Source organism: Microbacterium hatanonis (assembly GCF_008017415.1).
Classification (GTDB): domain Bacteria; phylum Actinomycetota; class Actinomycetes; order Actinomycetales; family Microbacteriaceae; genus Microbacterium; species Microbacterium hatanonis.
The window spans coordinates 1,543,830-1,569,017 of the sequence record NZ_VRSV01000001.1; the positions used below are offsets into that span (position 1 = coordinate 1,543,830).

General features: G+C 69.6%; 27 protein-coding genes and 2 tRNA genes. 13 read left to right on the forward strand and 16 right to left on the reverse strand.

Annotation, left to right across the window (positions count from 1 at the left end; genetic code table 11):
* The first annotated feature begins 7 nt into the window (after positions 1 to 7).
* Genes FVP77_RS07405 through FVP77_RS07415 form a run of 3 tightly spaced genes read left to right on the forward strand, consistent with a single transcriptional unit; the run spans position 8 to position 3,284 of the window.
* On the forward strand, positions 8 to 1,138 hold the full coding sequence (locus tag FVP77_RS07405) for a mechanosensitive ion channel family protein (protein ID WP_147893901.1): 1,131 nt from the start codon (positions 8 to 10) through the stop codon (positions 1,136 to 1,138).
* Positions 1,135 to 1,596 carry a globin gene (locus FVP77_RS07410; RefSeq protein ID WP_147893902.1) on the forward strand — a complete coding sequence of 154 codons (462 nt, stop codon included), beginning with the start codon at positions 1,135 to 1,137 and terminating at the stop codon, positions 1,594 to 1,596. Before FVP77_RS07405 ends, FVP77_RS07410 begins: the two co-directional genes overlap by 4 nt.
* A 26-nt stretch (positions 1,597 to 1,622) precedes the next feature.
* The gene (locus FVP77_RS07415) at positions 1,623 to 3,284 is read left to right on the forward strand and encodes an FAD-binding dehydrogenase (protein ID WP_147893903.1); all 1,662 of its coding nucleotides are present in this window, start codon (positions 1,623 to 1,625) and stop codon (positions 3,282 to 3,284) included.
* Here the strand turns inward: FVP77_RS07415 and FVP77_RS07420 are convergent.
* A complete protein-coding gene (locus FVP77_RS07420) occupies positions 3,281 to 3,955 on the reverse strand; it encodes a DUF8185 domain-containing protein (protein ID WP_147893904.1) in 675 nt (224 codons plus the stop codon). The genes FVP77_RS07415 and FVP77_RS07420 overlap by 4 nt on opposite strands.
* 53 nt (positions 3,956 to 4,008) lie before the next feature.
* On the opposite strand from FVP77_RS07420, the gene FVP77_RS07425 reads away from it, so the two are divergent.
* A complete protein-coding gene (locus FVP77_RS07425) occupies positions 4,009 to 4,896 on the forward strand; it encodes an acyl-CoA thioesterase (protein ID WP_246134005.1) in 888 nt (295 codons plus the stop codon).
* Here FVP77_RS07425 and FVP77_RS07430 read toward each other — a convergent pair.
* Genes FVP77_RS07430 through FVP77_RS07445 form a run of 4 tightly spaced genes read right to left on the reverse strand, consistent with a single transcriptional unit; the run spans position 4,872 to position 8,169 of the window.
* A complete protein-coding gene (locus tag FVP77_RS07430; RefSeq protein ID WP_246134006.1) occupies positions 4,872 to 5,411 on the reverse strand; it encodes an acyl-CoA thioesterase in 540 nt (179 codons plus the stop codon). The genes FVP77_RS07425 and FVP77_RS07430 overlap by 25 nt on opposite strands.
* Positions 5,404 to 7,083, reverse strand: a complete 1,680-nt coding sequence (ettA, locus tag FVP77_RS07435; protein WP_147893906.1) for an energy-dependent translational throttle protein EttA — start codon at positions 7,081 to 7,083, stop codon at positions 5,404 to 5,406. Before ettA ends, FVP77_RS07430 begins: the two co-directional genes overlap by 8 nt.
* A gap of 47 nt (positions 7,084 to 7,130) precedes the next feature.
* Entirely contained in the window at positions 7,131 to 7,613 is a 483-nt protein-coding gene (locus FVP77_RS16805; protein ID WP_342779737.1) for a DUF6993 domain-containing protein, read from the reverse strand.
* Between the two features lie 22 nt (positions 7,614 to 7,635).
* Positions 7,636 to 8,169 carry a single-stranded DNA-binding protein gene (locus FVP77_RS07445; RefSeq protein ID WP_147893907.1) on the reverse strand — a complete coding sequence of 178 codons (534 nt, stop codon included), beginning with the start codon at positions 8,167 to 8,169 and terminating at the stop codon, positions 7,636 to 7,638.
* 221 nt (positions 8,170 to 8,390) lie between these two features.
* Between FVP77_RS07445 and FVP77_RS07450 the strand changes: the two genes are divergently transcribed.
* Complete coding sequence (locus FVP77_RS07450; RefSeq protein WP_147893908.1) at positions 8,391 to 8,642, forward strand: hypothetical protein; 252 nt, start codon at positions 8,391 to 8,393, stop codon at positions 8,640 to 8,642.
* Between the two features lie 3 nt (positions 8,643 to 8,645).
* Here the strand turns inward: FVP77_RS07450 and yczR are convergent, their stop codons facing one another.
* Entirely contained in the window at positions 8,646 to 10,064 is a 1,419-nt protein-coding gene (gene yczR / locus FVP77_RS07455) for a MocR-like transcription factor YczR (protein WP_147893909.1), read from the reverse strand.
* Positions 10,065 to 10,125: 61 nt separating this feature from the next.
* On the opposite strand from yczR, the gene yczE reads away from it, so the two are divergent.
* Positions 10,126 to 10,725 (forward strand): membrane protein YczE, encoded by a 600-nt coding sequence (gene yczE, locus FVP77_RS07460; protein ID WP_147893910.1) that lies wholly within the window; start codon positions 10,126 to 10,128, stop codon positions 10,723 to 10,725.
* Positions 10,726 to 10,743: 18 nt separating this feature from the next.
* On the opposite strand, the gene FVP77_RS07465 is transcribed toward yczE, so the two are convergent.
* The gene (locus FVP77_RS07465; RefSeq protein WP_147893911.1) at positions 10,744 to 10,953 is read right to left on the reverse strand and encodes a methyltransferase; all 210 of its coding nucleotides are present in this window, start codon (positions 10,951 to 10,953) and stop codon (positions 10,744 to 10,746) included.
* A gap of 94 nt (positions 10,954 to 11,047) precedes the next feature.
* Here FVP77_RS07465 and FVP77_RS07470 point away from each other — a divergent pair.
* From FVP77_RS07470 to FVP77_RS07495, 6 genes are all read left to right on the forward strand, one after another.
* A tRNA-Arg gene (locus FVP77_RS07470) sits at positions 11,048 to 11,120 on the forward strand.
* A 41-nt stretch (positions 11,121 to 11,161) separates the two neighbouring features.
* Entirely contained in the window at positions 11,162 to 11,788 is a 627-nt protein-coding gene (orn, locus tag FVP77_RS07475) for an oligoribonuclease (protein ID WP_147893912.1), read from the forward strand.
* Between the two features lie 37 nt (positions 11,789 to 11,825).
* Positions 11,826 to 11,901 (forward strand) — tRNA-His (locus FVP77_RS07480).
* Positions 11,902 to 12,252, forward strand: coding sequence for a metallopeptidase family protein (locus tag FVP77_RS07485; RefSeq protein WP_116646400.1), 351 nt, complete (start codon positions 11,902 to 11,904; stop codon positions 12,250 to 12,252).
* Positions 12,243 to 12,548: an ATP-dependent Clp protease adapter ClpS gene (gene clpS, locus FVP77_RS07490; protein ID WP_147893913.1), complete on the forward strand. Its 306-nt coding sequence runs from the start codon at positions 12,243 to 12,245 to the stop codon at positions 12,546 to 12,548. The genes FVP77_RS07485 and clpS overlap by 10 nt, the downstream gene beginning before the upstream one ends.
* Positions 12,545 to 13,054 (forward strand): DUF2017 family protein, encoded by a 510-nt coding sequence (locus tag FVP77_RS07495; protein WP_147893914.1) that lies wholly within the window; start codon positions 12,545 to 12,547, stop codon positions 13,052 to 13,054. The genes clpS and FVP77_RS07495 overlap by 4 nt, the downstream gene beginning before the upstream one ends.
* A 1-nt stretch (position 13,055) precedes the next feature.
* On the opposite strand, the gene FVP77_RS07500 is transcribed toward FVP77_RS07495, so the two are convergent.
* From FVP77_RS07500 to gatC, 6 genes are all read right to left on the reverse strand, one after another.
* Positions 13,056 to 13,649, reverse strand: coding sequence for a nucleoside/nucleotide kinase family protein (locus FVP77_RS07500; RefSeq protein WP_246134008.1), 594 nt, complete (start codon positions 13,647 to 13,649; stop codon positions 13,056 to 13,058).
* The gene (locus FVP77_RS07505; protein WP_147893915.1) at positions 13,624 to 13,944 is read right to left on the reverse strand and encodes a hypothetical protein; all 321 of its coding nucleotides are present in this window, start codon (positions 13,942 to 13,944) and stop codon (positions 13,624 to 13,626) included. Before FVP77_RS07505 ends, FVP77_RS07500 begins: the two co-directional genes overlap by 26 nt.
* 61 nt (positions 13,945 to 14,005) lie before the next feature.
* Positions 14,006 to 15,265, reverse strand: a complete 1,260-nt coding sequence (gene dinB, locus FVP77_RS07510) for a DNA polymerase IV (protein ID WP_147893916.1) — start codon at positions 15,263 to 15,265, stop codon at positions 14,006 to 14,008.
* A 45-nt stretch (positions 15,266 to 15,310) separates the two neighbouring features.
* The gene (gene gatB, locus FVP77_RS07515) at positions 15,311 to 16,840 is read right to left on the reverse strand and encodes an Asp-tRNA(Asn)/Glu-tRNA(Gln) amidotransferase subunit GatB (RefSeq protein WP_147893917.1); all 1,530 of its coding nucleotides are present in this window, start codon (positions 16,838 to 16,840) and stop codon (positions 15,311 to 15,313) included.
* Positions 16,840 to 18,372, reverse strand: coding sequence for an Asp-tRNA(Asn)/Glu-tRNA(Gln) amidotransferase subunit GatA (gatA, locus tag FVP77_RS07520; protein ID WP_147893918.1), 1,533 nt, complete (start codon positions 18,370 to 18,372; stop codon positions 16,840 to 16,842). The genes gatB and gatA overlap by 1 nt, the downstream gene beginning before the upstream one ends.
* On the reverse strand, positions 18,369 to 18,668 hold the full coding sequence (gene gatC, locus FVP77_RS07525) for an Asp-tRNA(Asn)/Glu-tRNA(Gln) amidotransferase subunit GatC (RefSeq protein ID WP_121149275.1): 300 nt from the start codon (positions 18,666 to 18,668) through the stop codon (positions 18,369 to 18,371). The genes gatA and gatC overlap by 4 nt, the downstream gene beginning before the upstream one ends.
* Before the next feature lie 67 nt (positions 18,669 to 18,735).
* Between gatC and FVP77_RS07530 the strand changes: the two genes are divergently transcribed.
* The gene (locus FVP77_RS07530; protein ID WP_147893919.1) at positions 18,736 to 20,427 is read left to right on the forward strand and encodes a long-chain-fatty-acid--CoA ligase; all 1,692 of its coding nucleotides are present in this window, start codon (positions 18,736 to 18,738) and stop codon (positions 20,425 to 20,427) included.
* Positions 20,428 to 20,436: 9 nt separating this feature from the next.
* Here FVP77_RS07530 and ligA read toward each other — a convergent pair whose 3' ends face one another.
* The 3 genes from ligA to FVP77_RS07545 form a co-directional block, all read right to left on the reverse strand.
* Complete coding sequence (gene ligA, locus FVP77_RS07535; protein ID WP_147893920.1) at positions 20,437 to 22,821, reverse strand: NAD-dependent DNA ligase LigA; 2,385 nt, start codon at positions 22,819 to 22,821, stop codon at positions 20,437 to 20,439.
* Between the two features lie 62 nt (positions 22,822 to 22,883).
* Positions 22,884 to 23,981, reverse strand: coding sequence for a tRNA 2-thiouridine(34) synthase MnmA (gene mnmA / locus FVP77_RS07540; protein ID WP_147893921.1), 1,098 nt, complete (start codon positions 23,979 to 23,981; stop codon positions 22,884 to 22,886).
* A gap of 33 nt (positions 23,982 to 24,014) precedes the next feature.
* Positions 24,015 to 25,178: a cysteine desulfurase family protein gene (locus tag FVP77_RS07545; protein ID WP_147893922.1), complete on the reverse strand. Its 1,164-nt coding sequence runs from the start codon at positions 25,176 to 25,178 to the stop codon at positions 24,015 to 24,017.
* Positions 25,179 to 25,188 lie beyond the last annotated feature (10 nt).

Sequence of the window (25,188 nt, forward strand, 5' to 3'; positions counted from 1 at the left end):
GGGGATGATGCTCGTCCTCGCCGCAGAAACCACTGACGCCCCCGCCACGCCCGCCATTTTCACGCTCGAGACGTGGCAGCCCTTCCTCGATTGGCTGGTCAGTGCGGGGTGGCGTCTTCTCGGCGCGGCGGGAATCATCGTGGCCGCGGTGCTCGTTGCCTGGGTACTGCGCGTCGTAATCCGCCACATCGTGGGACGGATCGTCTCGGGCGCGAAGAACAAGGCGAACGTCGACGACACGCAGGCGCTCGAACGCTCGCCGCTCGCGGCCGTGCGGCTCGTCCAGCGCACCCGCACGCTCGGCACGATCCTGCAGAACATCATGAACGTCGTCATCGTGGTCGTGGCGCTGGTCCTGATCGCCGGCGTCGTCGCGCCCGATGTGCTGGCGTCGCTGACCCTCCTCACCGCGGCCGTCGGCGCGGGCCTCGGATTCGGCGCCCAGAACATCGTGAAGGACGTGCTCAACGGCATCTTCATCGTCGCGGAAGACCAGATCGGCATCGGCGACGTGGTCGACCTCGGGCTCGCCACCGGCGTCGTCGAGTACGTGAGCGTCCGCGTGAGCCACGTCCGGGACGTGAACGGCACGCTCTGGTACGTCCGCAACGGCGAGATCTTGCGCATCGGCAACATGTCTCAGGGCTGGTCCCGGGTCATCATCGACCTCGCCGTACCGGCGAACGCCGACATCCCCGAGGTCGAAGGAGCCATGCTCTCGGCGGCGAAGTCGCTCACCGACGAGCCGAAGTGGCGCTCCCGCATCATCGAGCAGCCCGAAGTCTGGGGTCTGGAGTCGGTGTCGGGCGACGCGCTCGTCATCCGCCTCGTCATGAAGACCCGCGCCAACGCCAAGGACGACGTCGCGCGGGAGCTGCGGATGCGGCTGAAGAACGCGATCGACGAACTGGGTCTCACACTTCCGCAGCTGAACTCGATCACGCTCAGCGGACTCGAGGGCGCGCAGCGGGTGCGCGGGGCGAACCCTCCCCGCACCCGGCCGAACCCGGTGGCCGTCGAGCAACGGCCCGTGTGGAAGCCGCGCAAGCGACCGAAGTCCACGCCGGGCGACCCCGGCGACCAGAAGACGCCCCCCGCTACGAAGGCGGAACCCGACACCGGCGAGGACGAGAAGTGACAGAGCAGACGAGCTTCTACGACGAAATCGGCGGAATGCCCACGTTCCGGCGACTCGTCGACGCGTTCTACAGGGGGGTGGCGAGTGACGAGGTGCTCAAGCCGATGTACCCCGAGGAGGACCTCGGCCCCGCCGCCGAGCGACTGACGCTCTTCCTCGCGCAGTACTGGGGCGGCCCCACCACGTACAGCGAGCGGCGGGGCCACCCGCGCCTGAGGATGCGGCACCAGCCGTTCCACGTGAACCCCGACGCCCGTGACCGGTGGCTCTCGCACATGCGTGCCGCCGTCGACGAGCTCGAGCTCTCCCCCTTGCACGAGGCGACGCTGTGGGATTATCTGCAGAGGGCGGCGCTGGCGATGGTGAACACCTTCGAGCCGACCGGCATCGGCACCCCCTCCGGGGGGCGCTCGACGCCGGGACTGCCCGTCTCCAGCCGGAGCGACAGCGCCGACTGACATCGCACGACGACGAAGGAGTCGCCATGACCGCTCGCATCTACGACACCGATGTTCTCGTCGTCGGGTGGGGGTTGGCCGGCCTGGTGGCGACGCGTGAGGCCCTCCTCGCGAACAAGCGCGTGCTGGTCGTGGACCAGGAGCCCCGCACGAACCTCGGCGGGCAGGCGTGGTGGTCGTTCGGCGGTCTGTTCCTCGTCGACTCTCCGGAGCAGCGCCGTTTCGGAGTGAAGGACTCGCTCGAGCTCGCGCGGCAGGACTGGTTCGGCAACGCCGCCTTCGATCGTCCGGAAGATGCGTGGCCCCGCCGGTGGGCCGAGGAGTATCTGCAGTTCGCCGCCGGTGAGAAGCGCTCGTGGTTGCGCGGGCTGGGGCTCGGCTTCTTCCCCGTCGTGGGGTGGGCGGAGCGCGGCGGGTACGGCGCGATAGGCCCGGGCAACTCCGTGCCTCGGTTCCACATCGCGTGGGGAACCGGCCCGGGCGTGCTCGCTCCGTTCCTCCGCGCGGCCGACGACGCCGAGTCGGACGGGCGCCTGGTGGTGCTCCCCCGCCACCGTGTCACGGAGCTGGCGGTGCATGACGGCGTCGTGGTGGGCGCCGTCGGTGACGTCCTGGCGCCGAGCCTCGCCGAGCGGGGCGCGGCCACGGATCGCGACGCGGTCGACCGCTTCGAGGTGCGTGCGACTGCCACGATCGTCGCGTCGGGCGGGATCGGGGGCAACCATGACCTGGTGCGCGCGATGTGGCCGGAGCGCCTGGGCACCGCACCCGGCACGATGCTCTCGGGGGTGCCCGCCTACGTCGACGGCTCCATGCTCCCCGTGGCCGAAGCGGCCGGCGGCACGGTGATCAACGCCGACCGGATGTGGCACTACGTCGAGGGCATCCAGAACTGGTCGTCGATCTGGCCCGATCACGGCATCCGCATCCTGCCCGGTCCGTCATCCCTCTGGCTGGACGCGACGGGGCGGCGGCTCCCCGTCCCCCTCTTCCCCGGGTTCGACACGCTGGGCACGCTGGCTCACCTGCGGAGCACCGGTCACGACCACTCCTGGTTCGTGTTGTCCTCGCGCATCGTCGAGAAGGAGTTCACCCTCTCCGGCAGCGAGCAGAACCCCGACCTCACGGGCAAGGACGTCCCGCTCCTGGTGCGGTCGCGCCTCGGGAAGGGAGCGTCGGGGCCCGTTCAGGCGTTCCTCGACAACGGCGCGGACTTCGTCGTGCGCGACAACCTCGACGATCTTCTCGCGGGCATGCGAGCACTCCCCGGCGGCGACCTGCTCGACACCGCCCGGGTGCGGTCGGAGGTGGAAGCGCGTGACCGCGAGATCGAGAACGACTTCACGAAAGATGCCCAGATCGCGATGCTGCGATCGGCGCGCTCGTTCCGCGGCGACCGTCTCGTCCGCACGGCCGCACCCCACCGCATCCTCGATCCCGCTGCGGGGCCTCTCATCGCCGTGAAGCTCCACGTGCTCACCCGCAAGTCGCTCGGCGGGCTCCAGACCGACCTGCAAGGACGGGTCCTCGGGCTCGGCGGCGAGCCCGTGCCGGGGCTGTTCGCCGCGGGCGAGGCCAGCGGCTTCGGGGGCGGCGGAATGCATGGCTACCGCGCGCTCGAGGGCACGTTCCTCGGCGGATGCCTCTTCTCCGGGCGCGTCGCCGGACGCGCGGCGGCGGCGGTCTAACTCACGGCGCCGGTGGAACGCACGGCCGTGAGCCCGTTGCGGACCGTCGTCCTCACCAGCACGTGCCCCCGCCGCAGCGAGAGCCGACGCCACGGGCCGGCTTCGCGTACCTGTGCCTGCTCCTCGCCGGAGATGAATCCGAGCGCGAAGGCCGCGAAGGCGGCACCCAGCGGCAGACCGTCGAGAAGGGGCTCGGCTGCACCCCACACGCTCGCCCGGACGCTCTGCACGATCTCCTCGCCCGCATCGCGCGGGACGGCCTGGGCGACGCTGGCGATACCCGCCTGTGCACGCGAAGCGAGAACGGATGCGGCGACCTCGCCGACGGCTCGCCACCCTGCGCGCGGCGGCGAGATCCCCGCCCACGTCGCCGTCAGGGCGGAGTCCGGCAGCACCAGCTGCGATGCGTCATCGGGAGCGACCGCGAGGGCGGTGCCGGGCACCACGAGATCGCAGACGAGCTCAGGGTCGATCGCCGTGGCCCGCAGACCGAGCACCGTAGGGGTCGCATCGAGCAGGTCGCGCGGCGCCAGCGGGGCGGACGTCATCACGAGCGTCCCCTCCGCGGCGCGGAGCCGCACAGCACCATCGCCGAGCTGAGCGGCGCGGGAGGCGAACGTCACGACGTCGGCGGCGCCCTGCGGATCGGGGAACACGAGACGAGCGGACACCCGCCCTAAACTACCAAGCGGCGAGCGGATGCTCGTCGGAACGGGAGGATCACGTGCCTGACGCCCTCGATCCCGTCGCCTCGCTCCTCGCGGTGCTCGATCTCCGCGACGCGGGCGCTCGGACGACGGAGGACATCTTCACCGGTGTCTCGCAAGCGATGCCCGGCGGACGGGTGTACGGAGGGCAGGTGCTCGCCCAGTCGGTCGTCGCCGCATCCCGGACGCTTCCCGCCGAGCGCGCTCCGCACTCCATGCACGGGTACTTCCTCCGGCCCGGTGACGCCAGCGCCGACATCACCTTCTCGGTCGATCGCATCCACGACGGGCGCTCGTTCTCGACCCGGCGCACACAGGCGTACCAGTCGGGCGTGCCGATCTTCTCGATGATCGCCTCGTTCCAGGACGAAGATCCAGGTCTCGAGCATCAGGCGCCCATGCCCGAGGGGTACCCCGACCCCGACGAGCTGCCCGACATCGAGGGCGAGATCGTCCGCGCCCACCCGCACTCGGGACGGATCTTCCGCGAACGCCCCGTCGACGTCCGGCACGTGCCGTCGCCCATCTACGTGGACGTCGACGAGCCCGTCGCGCGGCAAGCCGTGTGGATGCGCGTCAAGCGCGCGCTGCCCGACGACGCGGGTACCCACCGCGCAGCCCTCGCCTACATGAGCGACATGACGATCCAGGAGTCGATCATGCGCGCCCACGGCATCGCGTGGACGACGCCCGGACTCAAGGTGGCGAGCCTCGATCACGCCATGTGGTGGCACCGCCCCGCGCGTGTCGACGAGTGGCTGCTCTACGTGCAGGAGTCGCCCAGCGCCCGCGGGGGACGCGGGCTGTCGAACGGACGGATCTACTCGCGGGACGGCGCTCTGGTCGCGAGCGTCGCGCAGGAGGTCATGGTGCGGGTGCGTCAGGAAGCAGAGCCCCGCCGGTAGTCGATGGGCGCTCCGATGAACGGCGCCCACGCGCGGCGCTCCAGCTCGCTCCAGCGGGTCGGCCGCCCGCTCGCGGTGTCGACGATCACCACGACCGCCGTCGCGCGCGCATAGAGCACCGGGGCCTCGTCACCCAGGGGGCTGTACACCTCGAAGCAGATGTCGGCACTCGAGCCGCCCATGCGCCCGATCCACATCTGCACGTCGAGAGGTCGCTGTCCGTAGGGAACGGGTCGGTAGTACTCGATCTCCTGACGGGCGATGAGTGTCGCGCGCGACCCGCCGCTCTCGAGCACGTCCATCTCGAAGACCGCGGTGGGAAGAGGCTCGGCCGCGCCGTCGCCCTTCCAGAACGCGCGAAGCCGTGCCTCCTCGAGCAGCTTCAGCATCGAGGTGTTGTTGACGTGCCCCAGCGCGTCGAGGTCGCCCCACCGCAGATGGATGGGCACGTGGATGCGGGGGCGCGCAGCATCCGGTTCGATGGCGCTCCCCCGCTCCGAGGTCGTGTCAGTCACGCGTGAGCTTGCGGTACGAGGAGCGGCTGGGGTTGCCCGCATCCGGACCGAGCCGCTCGATCTTGTTCGCCTCGTACGCCTCGAAGTTTCCCTCGAACCAGTACCACTGATCGGGGTTCTCGTCGGTTCCCTCGTAGGCGAGGATGTGGGTCGCGATGCGGTCGAGGAACCACCGATCGTGGGTGATGACCACGGCGCAGCCGGGGAACTCGAGCAGTGCGTTCTCGAGCGAGCTCAGCGTCTCGACGTCGAGGTCGTTCGTCGGCTCGTCGAGAAGGAGCAGGTTGCCGCCCTCCTTGAGGGTCAGAGCGAGGTTCAGACGGTTGCGCTCTCCACCGGAGAGCACGCCGGCCTTCTTCTGCTGGTCGGGTCCCTTGAAACCGAACTTCGACACGTAGGCGCGCGAGGGGATCTCGACCTTGCCGATCGTGATGATGTCGAGCCCGTCGGACACGACCTCCCACAGCGTCTTCTGCGGGTCGATGTTGGACCGGTTCTGATCGACGTAGCTGATCTTGACGGTCTCGCCGATCTTGACCTCGCCGCCGTCGACGGGCTCGAGGCCCACGATGGTCTTGAAGAGCGTCGTCTTTCCGACGCCGTTCGGACCGATCACGCCGACGATTCCGTTGGGCGGCAGGCTGAAGCTCAGGTTCGAGATGAGCGAGCGCCCGTCGAAGCCCTTCTGCAACTTCTTCGCCTCGATCACGATGCTGCCCAGGCGCGGCCCCGGCGGGATCTGGATCTCGTCGAAGTCGAGCTTGCGCGTGCGGTCGGCCTCGGCGGCCATCTCCTCGTAGCGGGCGAGTCGAGCCTTGGACTTGACCTGGCGGCCCTTGGCGTTGGATCGCACCCACTCGAGCTCCTCGGAGAGGCGCTTGGCGAGCTTGGCGTCCTTCTTGCCCTGGACCTCGAGTCGCTGGCCCTTCTTCTCGAGATAGGTCGAGTAGTTGCCCTCGTACCCGATGAGGCGACCGCGGTCGACCTCGGCGATCCACTCCGCGACGTTGTCGAGGAAGTACCGGTCGTGCGTGATGGCGATGACGGCGCCGGCGTACTTCTGCAGGTGCTGCTCGAGCCACTGCACGCTCTCGGCATCGAGGTGGTTGGTGGGCTCGTCCAGGAGCAGCAGATCGGGCTTCTGGAGGAGGAGCTTGGTGAGCGCGACGCGTCGCTTCTCACCACCGGAGAGGTTGGCGATCGCGGCGTCGCTCGGCGGCGTGCGCAGGGCCGACATCGCCTGCTCCAGCTGCGAGTCGAGATCCCACGCGTCGGCCGCGTCGATCTCCTCCTGCAGGGTGCCCATCTCGGCGAGGAGCGCGTCGAAGTCGGCGTCGGGGTCGGACATCAGCGCGGAGATCTCGTTGAAGCGGTCGACCTTCGCCTTGATGGCGATGCCGTCCTGGATGTTCTCCAGCACGGTCTTGCTCTCATCGAGCTCGGGCTCCTGCATGAGGATGCCGACGGAGAAGCCCGGACTGAGCTTCGCCTCGCCGTTGGACGGCGTGTCCATACCCGCCATGATCTTCAGGATCGTCGACTTTCCGGCGCCGTTCGGGCCGACCATTCCGATCTTCGCGCCCGGAAGGAACGACATCGTGACGTCGTCGAGGATCAATTTGTCGCCCACGGCTTTTCGCGCGCGGACCATCTGATAGATGTACTCAGCCATATCGCTCCCAGTCTAGGGGCGCGAGCCGGGCCGACCGGGGCGCGGGGTCACCAATCGATCGGGCGGGTGTTCCCCACGAGGCACCGGCCGGCCGCGAGTCCCGGCATGACCACGGTCACGGGCTGTCCCGTCGAGGGGCCGACCTGCCCGATCAGGCACTCCTCGCCCCAGCGCACCGAGAACTGGATGCTCTCCGCATCGTTGCCGACGGTCGACTGATTCTCGGTCACCTGCATGGCCGCTCTGTCGAAACCCGCGGCGACGAGGGCATCGACGTACGCGCGCCCGACGTCGGGTCCGGCGGCGACCGACTGCACGATCTGCGCGAAGTACGGGAGATTGGCCGAAGCGTCACCCTCCGGCACCAGCCTCGGCGCTTCGGCCGTGGGCGGTGCTTCAGCCGTCGGGGTCAGCGTGGCCGTCGCGGTCGGCACGGGGTCGGGCGTATCGGTGCATCCGACCAGCGCGGTCGCCACCGCGAGGGCGAGAACGACGAGGCCGGCACGGCGGGAGGCAGTCGGTCCGATCACGCTGCGAGTCTACGGGCGCACCTCAGAAGGGCGTGTCGGCGAGCTGCGTCGCCGGTGCGCGCTCGGCCGTCGCCGCAGGGATGGCCCACCCGTCGGAATCGGTCGCGGCCACCACCGGTGCGGCCGCGACCACGGGCTCGGGCTGGTGCGACTCGCCATCGGGTGCGACCACCGGCGCCGGCGCGGCGGGCTCGACGGCGCCCCCGTTCTTGTGGAACGTCGTGCGTCCTCGGAGCAGATCGTGTCCGACGGCATCCGCCTCGACTTCGACGGCGAGACCGCGCTTCGTGCCGTTGTCCCACTCTCGGAGGCGCAGGCGGCCCGTGACGATCACCCGGTCGCCTTTGTGCAGCGAGGCGAAGGCGTTCTCCCCGAGTGCGCGATAGGCCGACACCTGGTACCAGTTCGTGAACACGTCGACCCATCGTTCGGTCGACTTGTCGAACCGGCGGTGGGTCGACCCCACGCGGAAGTTGGTGACGGACGCACCGCCTCCGAGGATGCGATGCTCCGGTTCCGCAGCGAGATTGCCCGTGAACGTGATGGTGTCGGTCATTTCGTGTCCTTTCGGTCGGGGATGCTCCGGCGCCCGAGTGCCCGTCGAACGCCGGAGCGTCTCCAGCTTCGCCGTGGGGACACCCCGGCGCGTGGCCTCGTCTGCTTCTGGGGATGATCGCCCGACCTCCCCCGATGGGGAGGAGTCGATCGACGACCCGTCGGCCGCGCGTCACGATGTCGGAGGCCGCACATATCTTCGAATCGAACGGAGGAACGAACATGCAGACGCTGGAGCGCGAAGCCCCGACATTCGACCTACCGCCGTGGGTGCGCCTCACCCGCGCGGCGGCGACCCTCTGGCGGGTAGCCGACGCCGACGGGAGACCCCTCGGCCATGTGCGTGCCGTCGCGGTCGCCGACGGATGGAGATTCCGAGCCGAGCGGTACCACGGGGGCACGCGATCGTTCCGCTCGCTCGGCGAGTTCTGGGCCGTCTCCGACGCGTTCGACTGCCTCCGCTATCAGCGATGACGCTCAGACCACGGCGTCGAAACTGTCGACCAGCGCCCGGGGCGCTCCGTCGTGCACGGTCGGCCAGACCTGCTCCAGGATCGACACGGCGCTGACGAGTGTCGCCGCGGGGGCCGTGAACGGCACGCGCAGGTGGCGGTCGTAGCCGCCTTCCACTGCGAAGCGCGATCCAGCCGAGAGGTACAGGCCCCGCGCTCGCGCGGCCATGACCAGACCGGAACTCAGCGGGGCGTCCAGCTCGACCCAGAGCGACACTCCGCCGTCGACGGCGGGCACGCGCCACTGGGGAATCCGATCGCGCAGCGCGGCCGAGACGGCGTCTCGCCCCTGCCGGAGCAGGTGAGCGCGTTGCTGGGCGATCTCGTCGAGGCGAGGCAGGAGTGCCTCGGCGACCGCCTGCTCGATCTCCGGTGTGCCCAGGTCGTGCACGGCGCGTGCGGAGACGAGACGACGGACGAGTTCGGCCTCCGCTCGGATCCATCCGATCCGCAAGCCGCCCCACACCGTCTTCCCGAGCGAGCCGAGGCGGATCACCGACTCCCCCCGGCCGAACGGCTCGGGCTCGATCGCCCGATCGATGTCGAGATCGGACGTGGTCTCGTCGACGATGACGAGGGTGCCCGATCGGTCGGCGGCCGCGGCGATGACCGCACGCTCCTGCGCCGTCATCGTGCGACCCGTCGGGTTCTGGAAATCGGGCATCAGATACGCGAGCACCGGGAGGGTTCGCGCGAACGCCTGCTCCGCGCGGTCGAGGTCCCACCCATCCGACGTCGTCACCGGGACGCCGACCATGCGAGCACCGGCGCGGCGGAAGGCATCGGCCGCGTGGGGATAGGTGGGCGTCTCGATGAGCACCCTGTCGGCGCGACCCAGCAGCACCGACGCGATCAGGTGGATCGCGCTCTGCGCGCCTGTCGTGATCATCACCTCGTCGGGAGTGGTCGGGATCCCCCGGGCCGTGTAACGGGCGGCGATGGCATCGCGCAGTCCAGGACGGCCGACGATGTCGTACCCGACCGTGGAGACGAGTGTCGCTGCCCCGGCCGCCACGTCTGTGATGACGCCGGCCAGCCCCGGCCACGCGGGTGGACTCGCCTGCTGCAGGTCGATGGTCTCGTCGCCGGTGGCACGATGCCCAGGGTCTGTGCGCCGCAGAGGCAGAGTGATGCTGCCGGAGCCGCGGACGCTCTCGATGTGCCCGGTGTCACGGAGACTCCGGTACGCGGCGGCCACTGTCGTGCGACTCAGGCGCAGCTCCGCCGACAATTCCCGTTCCGCGGGGAGGGCCGTGCGCGGCGCGATCCGATTGTCGAGACAGAGGAGCCGGATGCCGTCGGCGAGAGCCTCGTACACCGGATCCTTCGAGCGCCAACCGCCGAGCGAGGCGGCGAGGGAGCGGGCCGATATCCGTGAGTCCATGAATCCAGATTAGATGAATTGGCCTCTCCGGTACGGTCCAATCCGGTGATTGGATGTTCGCATGGCCCGACGCATCCTCCAGCTCCTCATCGGTCTCGTGCTCTACGGGGCCGGGTGCGCTCTGACGATCCGCGCCGGGTGGGGCGTCGACCCGTGGACGGTCTTCGCGCAGGGAGTCTCGATCCACACCGGCGTCGGCATCGGCTGGGTGACGAACATCCTCGGTGCCCTCGTGCTCCTGGCGTGGATCCCCCTCCGGCAGAAGCCGGGGATCGGCACGCTGGCGAACGTCGCTCTCGTCGGCACCTCGATCCAGGCGACGCTGGCTTTCGTGCCGACGGCGCCCGACGTCTGGACGGGGGGCGCCATGCTGGTCGGTGGCACCCTGCTCGTGGCTCTGGCCTCCGGGCTCTACCTCGGGACGGCGTTCGGCCCTGGACCGCGCGACGGACTGATGACGGGGCTGCACCGCCGTCTCGGCTGGCCGATCTGGCTCTGCCGACTCCTCGTGGAGAGCACCGTGCTCATCGCCGGATGGCTGCTGGGCGGGACCGTCGGCGTAGGCACCGTGATCTTCGCGGTCTGCATCGGACCGCTGGTGCACCACGCGCTGCCGCTGTTCGACCTCGCGAAGCGACGCCGGGTCCCGGTCGAGGCCTGAGAGCCCGACTATCTCCGCTCAGTGCTCGCGGAATTCGGGGCGCTCCGACCCCGGTTTCAGATGCGCGGTGAGCGCCGACTTGGCGATCTCCATGGTCGGGTAGCGGCCGAGCTCCTCGTCGGCCCCCGCCATCTGCACGACGTACCAGTCGTCGTCTGTCTGGATCTTGCCCACGGCCCCCGCCGGTCCGTAGGCCACCCACAGTCTGCGCGTCTTCGCTTCGGTCATCATCGACTCCTTACGCCTGTCCGATGGACGCTACGCCTGGCGCGGACCCCGCGCCAGTGCATGCCGGGACGACCCCCGCTACTCTGGTCGTCGGCCCCCAGTAGCTCAGTGGATAGAGCAACGGCCTTCTAATCCGTTTGTCGCACGTTCGAATCGTGCCTGGGGGACTCCGCACCGCCTGTCGACGGGCGTCATTAGACTGATCGTCATGGTGGCTGCCTCCGAGAACGATCGACTCGTCTGGATCGACTGCGAGATGACGGGACTCGATCTCGACGTCGACGAACTCGTGGAGATCGCCGTCGTCGTCACGGATTTCGACCTGCGCATCCTCGACCCCGGATTCTCCATCGTCATCAAACCCGATGACTCGGCCCTGGCGTCGATGAGCGAATTCGTCACCGACATGCACCGCTCCTCCGGACTGCTCGAGGAGATCCCCCACGGCGTCAGCCTCGCCGACGCCGAGTTCCAGGCGCTGGAGTACATCCAGAGATTCGCGCCGGTCGAGGGCAAGGCACCGCTCGCGGGCAACACGATCGGCACCGACCGCATGTTCCTCGCGAAGTACATGCCCCGCATCGACCGCTGGTTGCACTACCGGAACATCGACGTCTCGAGTGTGAAAGAACTCTCCCGTCGCTGGTTCCCGCGCGCCTACTTCCATGCGCCCGCGAAGGACGGCGGGCACCGCGCTCTCGCCGACATCCGCGAATCGATCCGCGAACTCGCCTACTACCGCCAGGCGGTGTTCGTTCCCGAGCCCGGCCCCAGCAGCGACGTCGCGAAGGCAGCCGCAGCCTCCACCGTGTCGTCTTTCTCGGCAGGAGTGTGAGAGAATCGTTGGGTTGCCCGCGCGAGCGGGAGACATGGTGGGTATAGCTCAGTTGGTAGAGCGCGGCCTTGTGGTGGCCGATGTCGCGGGTTCGAGCCCCGTTACTCACCCCAATGCTTGATCTGAGTTCCGACGCGTTCGAGAGACTCGTGGTGGACGAACTCGATCGTCTCCCCGACGAGATGATCGACGGTCTCGACAACGTCGTCTTCGTCGTCGAAGACAGAGCAGAGGACGGCAGTCTCGACCTGCTCGGTCTCTACGACGGGTGGGCGCTGACCGAGCGGGAGCGCTACGGCGTCGGCGAGCTGCCCGACCGGATCATCCTCTACCGCGAGGCCCACCTCGCCGTGTGCGACGACGAGGAAGAACTCCGCGACGAGGTGCACACCACGCTGGTGCATGAGATCGCGCACTTCTACGGCATCGACGATGAGCGCCTGCACGAGTTGGGATGGGCCTGATCATGGCACTCACGCACCTCGACGCCCGGGAGGACCTCGACCCGGGTCGACTCGGCGACGACGTCTGGCAGACCGTGGTCTGGAACGATCCGGTCAACCTCATGAGCTACGTGGCACATGTTTTCCGCGAGTACTTCGGATTCGACGCCGAGACGGCTTCCCGACTGATGCTCGCGGTGCACCACGAGGGGCACGCCGTCGTGTCGCGGGGTCCCCGCGAGCAGATGGAACTGCACACCCAGGCCATGCACGATTACGGCCTGTGGGCGACCGTGCGGAACGGAGCATCCTCATGACCGACCGGATCGTCGTCCTCGAGATCTCGGCCATCGAGGCCGTTCATCTCTCCGGGATGGTGCGGCAATTCCTCGAACTCCTCGACGAGACATCCGTCGAGGGCGCCGCTCCCCCCGACCCCGCCGTTGCGCGCCTCCTCCCGGACGCGTACGCCGATGACGCCGACGCCTCCGCCGAGTTCCGCCGGCTCACGGGCTCCGACCTGCTGGACCGCCGCAGGCATGACGCCGGCGTGGTGCTCGCGACGCTCTCGACCGGCGGGCCGGAACTCGACATCGTGACGGCCGAAGAGGCCGACTTGACGCGCGCTTTCGTGCTCACGCTCGACGGCGAAGAATCGGGTGCATGGATGCGGGTGCTCGCCGCCATTCGCCTGGTGCTCGCATCGCGGCTCGGGATCGAGACGGAGGACGACCACGACGAGGAAGATCCCCGCTTCGGGATCTACGAGTGGCTGGGCTTCCGGCTGGACGGTCTCGTGCAGGCGGTAGACGCCTCCCACTGACTCAGGGCACCGCCAGGACGAGGGTGGCGTGGCTGGTCGGTTCGTCCCGCACGATATGCGCCTGCTCTTGCAACGCCCAGCGATCCCAGTGCGGCTCGTACGTCTCGCCGTCGCGAGCGATGCCGCGTCTGCGCCGTTCCGGTGCCGGAGACTCCAGCCACACACGGACATCCCCGAGACGAGCCGTCGCCGGGGTGAGGAGTCCGGAGCCTTCGACGATCAGAGGGAGCGAGGGGTCGACCGCGTGCGCTTCGGCACGGGCCCCGTCGACCCAGTCCCACCGCCGCCATACCCCGATGATTCCGCGCGCGTGCGGCATCAGGACCGTCGTGCGCGCGTACTCGACCCCCTCCTCGAGCCCGTCCCACCCCGGGTACAGGGAGTCGAGGGCCACCGATTGGACCCGGCCCTGCACGGGCCAACGCTGAACGACACGCTGAGCGAGCGTGGTCTTGCCGGCCCCGCTCTGTCCGTCTATCAGGATGACGGGATTCGGCGCCTCGACGCCGATCACGGCGTCGAGGATCCGTGTGACGGCCGACTCGAGAGCTCGAGCGACCGGGTCGACGCTACTTCTTGAGTGCGCGGATGACACGGCTGAGCGCGCGTCCGACCACCCACACGAGAGGAATGGCGACGGCGGCGAAAGCGACGACGTTCGGTTCGAACCGAAGATCGTCACCGCGGCGGATGTAGGCACCGAGCGGCAGCGAATACCCGCCACCGCCGCCACCGCCGTTGCCGGACTCGTCGGAGCCGCCCCCGAAGCCGGTCCAGGTGAGCGCGACCGGGATGAGGCGAACGCCGTCGACGTCCTGCTGCTCCCCGTAGGACGACTTCACTCCGAAGGACGCGGACTGCTCACCGAGCTCTAATGCGATGTTGGGCATGGCCCCACCGTACCCGCCGCGCCTTCCGGTTCCCAGGCCTTGACGGCGGGAGCCCACCCGATCAGCGCTCGTGTGCGGACGGGCGGGGGTGCGACGGCAGAGCCCCCGTGTCACGCATCGGGCCGAGGAGAGCCGCCCGAGTGATGACGCCCTTCCCGAAGCGCGCGGTCGCGTCGTCGAGCGCACCCTCGACCCTGCGCCACTCCTCATCGTCATCCCAGAGCGCGAACCCCGACGTAGGAGCGCGGAGCTTCTCGGCGCGAACTCCGATCAGCCGGACGGGAAGTGGGCGCTCGATGGCGTCGAAGAGCTCGATAGCCGCCTCGCCGATGCGTTGCCCCACCGCTGACGGCTCGGCGAGCGTGCGGGATCGACTGAGCGTCGTGAAATCCGAGAACCGCACCTTGATGGCGATCGTGGCCGCCTCGACCCCGTGGCCGCGGAGGCGTGATCCCACTCGGTCGGCGAGGCGCCTCAGCTCGACGTGGAGCACGCCCGTCGAAGAGATGTCGTCGGAGAAGGTCTCTTCGTGCCCGATGCTCTTCTCGACGCGGGTCGTGTCGACCTCACGGGCGTCGATGCCGCGGGCGAGGCTCCAGATGCGCTCCCCCATCGCCGCGCCGAGCGCACGGTCGAGCACCGCGCGCGGGGTGCCGAGCACGTCGCTCACCGTGCGGATGCCGCGCGACTCGAGCGCCTCGGACGCCTTCGGACCGACGCCCCACAGGGCTCGTACCGGTCGCGGAGCGAGGAAGGCCGCTGTGTCGCGCTCGGCGACGATCAGCAGGCCGTCGGGTTTGCTGATCGTGGACGCCATCTTCGCCACGTGCTTCGTGGCCGCCGCACCGATGCTGCAGGTGAGGCCCGTCTCGTCCTTGACGCGCTGGCGGAGCGCACGAGCGATCACGCCGGGGCTCCCCCACAGACGTCGCGCACCGCGCACATCGAGGAACGCCTCGTCGATCGAGAGGGGCTCCACCAGCGGGGTGACATCGGAGAAGATCGACATGACCTGCGCGGACAGGGCGATGTAGCGGTCGAAATGAGGGCTCACGACGGTCGCCATCGGACACAGGCGCAATGCCTGTCCCATCGACATCGCCGAACGCACGCCGTATCGACGCGCCTCGTACGAGGCCGCGGACACCACGCCTCGACCCTCGGTGCCCCCGACGATGATCGGCTTACCGCGAAGAGACGGGTCGTCGAGCACCTCTACCGACGCGTAGAACGCGTCCATGTCGACGTGCAGGATTCCTGCCCCGGTGTCATCCGCCGCATCCGACGAGACGAGGCGTCCCGATCCGTCAGCTCGACCCATGATCCGATTCTCGCTACCCCCACCGACATCGCGGCGAGGAGATCGTTACTGAGCGGCGCGCTCGAGGATCAGCTCGCGGACGCGCGCCGCGTCGGCCTGGCCCTTCATCGCCTTCATCACGGCACCGATGACCGCGCCGGCGGCCTGCACCTTGCCGTCGCGGATCTTCGCCATGACATCGGGCTGAGATGCCAGCGCATCGTCGATCGCGGCGATCAGCGCACCATCGTCGGAGACCACCGCGAGACCTCGCGCGTCGATGACCTCCTGAGGCGTGCCCTCCCCCGCCACGACGCCCTCGAGCACCTGGCGGGCCAGCTTGTCGGTGAGCGTGCCGGCGTCGATGAGTTTCTGCAGCGCGGCGACGTCGGCAGGAGCGATGAGATCGGATGCTTCGCGATCGGCCGCGTTCGCGATGCGGCTGATCTCGCCGGTCCACCACTTGCGCGCCGAGGCCGGGCTCGCGCCCGCCGCCACCGTCGCCTCGACCTCGGCGAGGAGGCCGCCGTTGGCGACATCCTGGAACTCGAGGTCGGTGAAGCCCCAGTCGGCTTTCAAGCGGCGACGACGCACCGCGGGCGGCTCGGGGAGCTGCGCGCGCAGTTCCTCGATCAGCTCGATCGACGGTGCCACGGGCAGCAGGTCGGGCTCGGGGAAGTATCGGTAGTCGTCGGCATCGGACTTCGGCCGTCCCGGCGAGGTCGTCCCGGTGTCCTCGTGCCAGTGGCGGGTCTCCTGGGTTATCGTGCCGCCGCCGGCGAGGATCGCCGCCTGCCGCTGGATCTCGTAGCGCACGGCGCGCTCGACCGACCGCATCGAGTTGACGTTCTTCGTCTCGGTGCGGGTTCCGAGCGGAGCGGGCGCCTCGCCTTCGGGAGTGCGCGGACGGAGGGAGACGTTCGCGTCGCAGCGGAGGTTTCCGCGCTCCATGCGGGCTTCGGAGATGCCGAGCGACAGCACGATGTCGCGGATGGCCTGCACGTACGCCTTCGCGATCTCGGGCGAGCGGTGCTCGCCCCCGTAGATCGGCTTGGTGACGATCTCAACGAGCGGGACCCCCGCGCGGTTGTAGTCGACGAGGGAGTACTCCGCGCCCTGGATGCGCCCGGTCGCACCTCCGACGTGCGTGAGCTTGCCGGCGTCCTCCTCCATGTGGGCGCGCTCGATCGGCACGCGAACGAGGGTGCCGTCCGCCAGCTCCACCTCGACCTCGCCCTCGAACGCGATCGGCTCGTCGTACTGGGAGATCTGGTAGTTCTTCCCGAGGTCGGGGTAGAAGTAGTTCTTCCGCGCGAACCGGCTCGACGCGGCGATGGAGCATCCGAGCGCGAGCCCGAGGCTGATCGAATAGCGGACCGCTTCGGCGTTGACGTTGGGAAGCGCCCCCGGCAGCCCCATGTCGACCGGCGCCACGAGGGTGTTCGGCGCGGCGCTGTGGTTGGCCTCGTTGGCGGGGTTGGGCGCGCCCGAGAACATCTTCGTCGCGGTGTTCAACTCCACATGCACCTCGAACCCCATCACGGGTTCGAAGCGCTCGAGCGCCTCATCGAAGTCCATCAGTGCACTCTTGGCCATCACGCGACACCTTCCGTTGCCTGAGCCTGTCGAAGGACCGGCGCCCGATCGAGCAGAGGGCCGCCCCAGGAGTCGACGAGCAACGCTTCGAGCGCGGCGCCGACGCGGTAGAGGCGGGCGTCCTCACGAACCGGCGCGAGGAACTGGATGCCGACGGGCAGGCTGTCTTCCTCGGCGAGTCCGGAAGGAATCGAGATGCCCGGCACACCGGCGAGGTTCGCCGGGATCGTGGTCACGTCGTTCAGGTACATCTGCAGCGGGTCGTCGATCTTCTCGCCGATGCGGAACGCGGTGGTCGGCGCCGACGGTGTGGCGATGACGTCGACAGCCGCGAACGCGGTGGCGAAGTCCTGCTGGATCAGCGTCCGCACCTTCTGCGCACTTCCGTAGTAGGCGTCGTAGTAGCCGGCCGACAGGGCGTAGGTGCCCAGGATGATGCGGCGCTTCACCTCGTCGCCGAACCCCGCTTCGCGCGTGGCGGCCATGACCTCCTCGACGGTCGCGCCGCCGGGAGGCGTCACACGCAGGCCGAACCGCACGGAGTCGAACTTCGCCAGGTTGCTCGATGCCTCCGCCGGGAGGATGAGGTAGTAGGCCGCCACCCCGTACTCGAAATGGGGGGCGCTGATCTCGACGATCTCGGCGCCCTGCGCCTCCATGGCCGCGAGAGACGCGCGGAAGGACGCGGAGACGCCGGCCTGGAAACCGCTGTCGGGCAGTTCCTTGATCACTCCCACCTTCAGCCCGCGCAGCACGTCGCCTCGGGCACCGTCGCGCGCCGCGTCGGCGAACGACGGCCAGGTGTCGGTCAGCGATGTCGAGTCGTTCGGGTCGTGCCCGCCGATCACGTCGTGCAGGAGGCCCGCGTCGAGCACCGTGCGGGTGACGGGGCCGACCTGGTCGAGGCTCGAGGCGAGTGCGATCGCTCCGTAGCGGCTGACCCCGCCGTAGGTCGGCTTCACGCCGACCGTGCCCGTCACGTGCGCGGGCTGCCGGATCGAGCCGCCGGTGTCGGAACCCAGTGCGAGCGGGGCCTCGAAGGCGGCCACGGCGGCGGCCGAGCCGCCACCCGAACCGCCGGGGATGCGATCGAGATCCCACGGGTTGCGCGTCGGTCCGTAGGCCGAGTGCTCGGTGGACGACCCCATGGCGAACTCGTCCATGTTCGTCTTGCCGAGCGGAACGAGCCCCGCGGCGCGCGAACGCGCGACGACCGTGGCGTCGTAGGGCGACATGTACCCCTCGAGGATCTTCGAACCGCTCGTCGAGGGCATGTCGGTGGTCACGAGCACGTCCTTGATCGCCAGCGGCACGCCCGCGAGGGGGCCGAGCTCCTCGCCCGCGGCCCGGCGCCGATCGATGTCCTCCGCGACGGCGACGGCGTGGTCGCTGACGTGCAGGAAGGCGTGGACGTCGCCGTCCACGGCCGAGATCCGGTCGAGGTGCGCGCGCGTCGCCTCGACGCTCGACACGTCGCCCGCCGCGAGGGCGGACGCGAGATCGGCGGCATTCAGACGAGTGAGATCGCTCACTGTTCCTCCCCCAGGATCGCTGTGACACGGAATCGGTCTTCGGTCGCATCGGGCGCGTTCTGCAGCACCTGCTCGCGGCTCAGCTCCCCGCCGGGCACGTCGGCTCGGAAGACGTTCTCCAGCGCCACCGGGTGGCTCGTCGCGACGACGTCGGGAGTCGCGACCTGCGAGACCTTCGCGATGTTGTCGACGATCGCGTCGAGCTGGCCGGTCAGGCGCTCGACCTCCTCGTCGTTCAACTGGATCCGGGCGAGCACGCCGAGATGGCGCACGAGATCGGGGGTAATTTCAGACACTCCCCCAGTCTAGGTCTGCGCGGCGACGCACCTCGGTGCCCGGCGCGTCGCTGACTAGGCTGTGCGCGTGACGACCTACGACCCGCCGCGCCCCTGGATCGCCAGCTACGCGGAAGGGGTGCCGTCCGAACTCGACGCGGTGTCGGGGTCGCTCGTCGACATCGTCGACGCCTCGGCCCGGGACTACCCCGACGCTCCCGCCCTGCAGTTCTTCGGGCGCGTCACGACCTATCGCGACCTCCAGGACCAGATCTCCCGGGCGGCGGAAGGACTCCGCTCTCTCGGGGTGAAGGCCGGCGACCCCGTCGCGATCGTGCTCCCCAACTGCCCGCAGCACATCGTCGCCTTCTACGCGGTCCTCCGCCTCGGCGCCGTCGTCGTCGAGCACAACCCGCTCTACACGCCGCGAGAGCTACGGAAGCAGTTCGAAGATCACGGTGCGAAGCACGCGATCGTCTGGAACAAGGTCGTGCGGACCGTGCAGGAGTTCCCCTCCGACCTGAGGGTCGACGCACTCGTCTCGATCGACGTGACTCGCGCGATGCCCGCCGCCACCCGGTTCGCCCTGCGCCTGCCGATCGCGAAGGCGCGCGAGTCACGGGCGGCGCTCACCGAGAAGGTGTCGGGCACCGTGCTGTGGGAGAAGGTCCTGGGCGCGTCGCCGCTCGCCCCCTCGCACCCTCGCCCGGCCACGGACGATCTCGCGATCATCCAGTACACGAGCGGCACGACGGGGGTCCCGAAGGGGGCATCGCTGACCCACCGCAATCTGCTCGCCAACGCGGCGCAGTCTCGCGCGTGGGTACCGCAGATCACCCGGGGCGAGGGATGCGTCGTCTACGCCGTCCTCCCGATGTTCCACGCCTACGGTCTGACCCTCTGCCTCACCTTCGCCATGTCGATGGGAGCTCGGCTCGTCCTCTTCCCCCGCTTCGATCCCGACATGGTGCTCGCGGTGACGAAGAAGCATCCGGCGACTTTTCTCCCTCTCGTGCCGCCCATCGCCGACCGACTGCTGAAGGCGTCCCTCGAGAAGGGGGTTCCTCTGACCGGAACCGACATCGCCATCTCCGGCGCGATGGCGCTCCCGCATGACCTCGTCGTGCCCTTCGAGGCGGAGTCGGGCGGGTACCTCGTCGAGGGCTACGGACTCAGCGAGTGCTCGCCCGTCCTCATGGCGAACCCCGTCGCGGCGAACCGCGTGCCGGGCACCGTCGGCCTGCCGCTGCCCGGCACCGAGTGCCGCGTCGTCGATCCCGATAATCCGACGTCGGACGTCGCTCCCGGGGCGGCAGGCGAGCTGCTCGTGCGGGGGCCGCAGGTGTTCGACGGGTACTTCGGTCGCCCCGAAGAGACGGAGGCGGTGTTCGTCGACGGATGGTTCCGCACGGGCGACATCGTGACGATCGACGATGCGGGCTTCGTGCGTATCGTCGACCGCATCAAGGAGCTCATCATCACCGGTGGGTTCAACGTGGCCCCGACCGAGGTGGAGAACGTTCTGCGGCAGCATCCGCTGGTCGAGGACGTTGCGGTCGTCGGCCTTCCCGATGAGCACAGCGGCGAGGAAGTGGTCGCCGCGGTCGTGCTAGCGCCCGGAGCAGCGCTGGACGAGGACGCCATCCGCACCTTTGCGCGTGGCATCCTCACCCCCTACAAGGTGCCCCGCCGGGTCGTCGTGGTCGACGAGCTGCCGAAGTCGCTGATCGGCAAGGTGCTGAGACGACAGGTGCGCGAGCAACTGCTCACGGGCTCCTGACGGCCGCGGTCACTCGTCCTCGTCCGCCGGCTCGGCGAGAGCGCTCGGCCCTTCGGTGACGAGCAGATGGAACTGCGCCGCGTCGATGATCCGCAGACCCAGTTCCTCGGCTTTGGCGAGCTTCGATCCGGCACCGGGACCCGCCGCGACGAAGTCGGTCTTCTTCGACACGCTCGAGGCGGCCTTGCCGCCTGCCTGAAGGATCGCCTCTTGCGCACCCTCGCGGCTGTAGCCCTCCAGTGAGCCCGTCGCGACGACCGTGATGCCCTCGAGGACGCCCCCGATCCCCGCCGCCGCACCCGGACCGGGGTGGCCGGGTGTGGCGAACCGGACGCCCGCGTCACGCCAGCGATCGACGATGTCACGATGCCAGTCCACGGCGAACCAATCGACGAGCGAGTCGGCGATGATTCCGCCGACGCCTTCGACGGCTGCCAGCTCGTCGCGCGACGCGGCACGGATCGCCTCGAGCGAGCCGAACCATTGAGCGAGCGCACGGGCGGCGACGGGGCCGACGTGGCGGATGTTCAGGGAGACCAGGAGCCGCCACAGGTCTTTTGTCTTGGCCTTCTCGAGCTCGGCGATCAGCTTGATCGCCTGCTCCGACGGCAGGACCTCTCTGTGATCCTTGCGAATTCCTGCCCGTCGCCGCTCGCCGGCGTCGAGCAGCTCGGCACCGGGCGGATAGGTCGCCGGGCCCAGCTTCTGGAACGGTGTGCGTCGCACGTACTCGCCGGTGACGTCGTCGATCCGGGGTTGCCCCGTCTCGGAGTCGCGGACGACGACCTGGATCGGAACGAGCTCTTCGAGGGTGAGATCGAACAGACCCGCCTCGGTGTCGAGCGGTGGATGCTCGGGAACCTCGGGCTGGGTGAGCGCCGCCGCGGTCACTTCGCCGAGTGCTTCGATGTCGAGGGCGCCGCGCGAGCCGATGTGCTCGACGCGACCTCGCACCTGGGCGGGACACGACCGCGCGTTCGGGCAGCGCAGGTCGATGTCGCCCTCCTTCGCCGGCGCCAGCGGCGTGCCGCACTCGGGGCAGTGCTCCGGCATCACGAAGGCGCGTTCCGTACCGTCGCGGAGTTCGGCGACCGGACCGAGCACCTCGGGGATCACGTCGCCCGCTTTGCGCAGGACGACCGTGTCGCCGATCAGCACCCCCTTCGCCTTCACGACGTCTTGGTTGTGCAGTGTCGCCTGCCTCACGACGGAGCCGGCGACGCGCACCGGCGCCATCACCGCGAACGGCGTCGCACGACCGGTTCGCCCGACCGAGACGACGATGTCGAGGAGCTTCGTGTTGACCTGCTCGGGCGGGTACTTGTAGGCGATCGCCCATCGCGGCGCGCGGCTGGTCGCCCCCAGCTCGTCGTGCAGGTCGAGCTCGTCGACCTTGACGACGATGCCGTCGAGCTCGTGCTCCACGTCGTGACGGTGCTCGCCGTAGTGGGCGACGTAGCCGAGCACCCCGTCGACGTCGTCGAAGGTGCGATAGTACGGGCTGGTCGGCAGCCCCCAGGAGGAGAGGAGTTCGTAGACCTCGCTCTGCGACGCCACCGGCGGGTTCGGCCACGCCCCGATGCCGTGGACCAACAGGCGCAGCGAATCGAGACGGGCCTGTCCGGCCTCGAGTTCGAGGCCGTCCTTCTTCTCGAGCTGCTGCCGCAGACCACCGCTCGCCGCATTGCGGGGGTTCGCGAACGCCGGGAAGCGTCGCTCGGCGCTCAGCGTCGCTCGGGCCTCGTCGAAACCACGGCCCCGCGAGCGGCTCTCTTCGACGACGCGCTCGCGCATCCGCGCCTGCAGCGCGTTGAGCTGCTCGAACGACGCGACAGGTATGAACACCTCGCCGCGCACTTCGACGATCGGCGGGTGCCCCTCGCCGGTCAGTCGTTGCGGGATGCCGTGCACCCGCACCGCGTTGATCGTGACGTCTTCGCCGGTGCGCCCGTCGCCGCGCGTCGCGGCCGATGTCAGCACGCCGTTCTCGTAGCGCAGACTGATCGCCAGCCCGTCGATCTTCAGCTCGGTGAGCCATCGCACCGGGCGTCCGGCCGAAGCCTGGGCCTTCTCGCACCACTCGCGGAGTTCGTCGGCGCTGAAGACGTTGTCGAGGCTGAGCATGCGCTCGGCGTGCTCGACGGGGGCGAACATGGTGCCGGATGCTGCCCCGACGGTCAGCGTCGGACTGTCCTGCCCCTGCAGTTCGGGGTGAAGACGTTCGATGGCCTCGAGCCGCCGCATCCACCCGTCATAGGTCGCGTCGTCGACCAGCTCAGCGTCGGCGCCGTAGTACGCATCGCGCGCACCGATGATGCGGTCGACCAGCGACGTGACCTCGTCGCGCGCCTCATCGAGGGTGAGGTCGGGGAGTTCGTCGACGCCGTCAGCCATCCCGCCAGTTTAGAGAGCGTCGCCGACATCGCCGTGGGCTGGACACCACCCCGGCGAGACCGTCAGACGTTCGCCGGAACCGCCGACACGGTGCGGGCGATCGTGAACTGGCCGAGCACGCGCGTCCCGTCGTAGAGGACCGCGGTCTGGCCGGGGGCGACCCCGTCGAAAGGCTCGTCCGGCACCACGGTGACCCAGCCGTCGGCCACCGTCGCACGCGCCGGCACCGGATCCGAGTGCGCGCGGATCTGCACGTCGCATCCGAACGCCGACTCCGCCGGCGCCCGGCCGGCCCAGGAGTGGCGCTCCCCCGCGATCTCAGCCGTGGCGAGGGCTTCCTTCGGACCGACGACGACCGTGTTCGACACCGGACGCACCTCGAGGACGAACCGGGGCTTGCCGTCGGCGGCCGGGACCCCGAGCTGGAGCCCCTTGCGCTGCCCGACGGTGAAGGCGTGCGCGCCATCGTGGCGGCCGATCACCGCGCCCGAGCGATCGAGAATCTCGCCCTGCTCGGCGCCGACACGCTCGGCGAGCCAGCCGCGGGTGTCGCCGTCGGGGATGAAGCAGATGTCATGGCTGTCTGGCTTCTGCGCGACGGTCAGTCCGCGCTCGGCCGCCTCGGCGCGCACGAGCGCCTTCGACGGCGTGTCCCCGAGCGGGAAATAGGTGTGCGCCAACTGCTCGGCCGTCAGCACTCCGAGCACGTACGACTGATCCTTCGCGGAATCCGATGCCCGGTGCAGCTCGAGCCCGTCGGGCCCGTCGACGAGGGTCGCGTAGTGGCCCGTGCACACCGCGTCGAACCCCAGCTCGACAGCGCGCTCCAAGAGCGCGGCGAACTTGATCTTCTCGTTGCAGCGCATGCACGGATTCGGGGTGCGGCCCGCACGATACTCGGAGACGAAATCGTCGATCACGTCGTCGCGGAACCGCTCGGAGAAGTCCCACACGTAGAACGGCATCCCCAGCTTGTCGGCCGCCCGCCGGGCGTCCATGGCGTCTTCGATGGTGCAGCATCCCCGGCTCCCGGCGCGCAGCGTGCCGCCCGCGCGCGAGAGAGCGAGATGCACGCCGACGACCTCGTGACCCGCGTCGACGGCTCGGGCGGCCGCGACGGCCGAGTCGACGCCACCGCTCATGGCTGCAAGAATCCGCATCCCTCCAGTCTAGGAGCGGTGGCCGCCGGGGGCTCAGCGGGCGGCGGCGGCGCGCACGTACGCGAGCGGAAGCGCGCGGGCCACGGCCTCGGCGTCCCTCGCCGTGGAGGTGCGGCCGAAGGTGAACCGCAGCACGGAGCGAGCGTCGCGCTCGCTCCGACCGAGAGCCAGCACGACGTGCGACGGTTCGGGAACGCCGGCCTGACAGGCCGACCCCGTCGACACCGACACCCCGGCCTGATCGAGCAGGAACAGCAGCGTCTCCCCCGCCGCGCCCGGGAACAGCACGTGCAGATTCCCCGGGATGCGGTCGACCGGGTCGCCGAGCACCTCTGCCTGCGGAACAGCGTCTCGGATGCTGCGTGCCAGCGCATCGCGGAGATCGTCGAGGCGCCGCGCCTCCTCCTCGCGCTCGCCGACGGCGAGCTCGGCGGCGACCGCGAACGCGGCAGCACCCGCGATGTCCTGGGTGCCGGCACGGAGGCCGCGCTGTTGTCCGCCGCCGTGCTGCAACGGCGTCGGGGTCGCCGCCCGGCCCACCACCAGCGCACCGACGCCCACGGGCGCCCCGACCTTGTGCCCCGACACGCTCACCGCGACGAGCCCGGTGGGGCCGTCGGCATCCGCCCGCCAGTGCCGGAAGGACACCGGCAGGTGTCCGAAGGCCGAGACGGCGTCGAGGTGGAGCGGGACCCCCGCCGCCGCCGCAGCAGCGGCCAGCCCGGCGGCGTCGTTGACCGTGCCCACCTCGTTGTTCGCGACGAGGGCGGTCGCGACCGCGGCGCCGGGAAGCGCCTGCGCGAAAATGCCGGGATCGATGCGACCCACCGCGTCGAGGGGCACCGGGACGACCGTGGCGCCCTCGTGGTCGGCGAGCCACCGGACGGCGTCGAGCGTCGCGTGGTGCTCGCCGTCGGGCAGAACGATGGAGCCCGCACCCGACCTCCGCGACCACCAGAGTCCCTTGAGCGCGAGGTTGATCGACTCTGTGCCTCCCGAGGTGAAGACCACCTCGACCGGATCGCAGTCCAGCACTGCGGCGAGACGCTCCCGGGCCCCCTCGAGCACGCGACGGGCGGCCTGCCCGCCGCCGTGGATCGACGAGGCGTTGCCCACCACGTCCTGGGCTTCCAGCCACGCGGCTCGCGCCTCGGGGCGCAACGGCGTCGTGGCCGCATGATCGACGTAGACGGCCACGCCGCCTCCT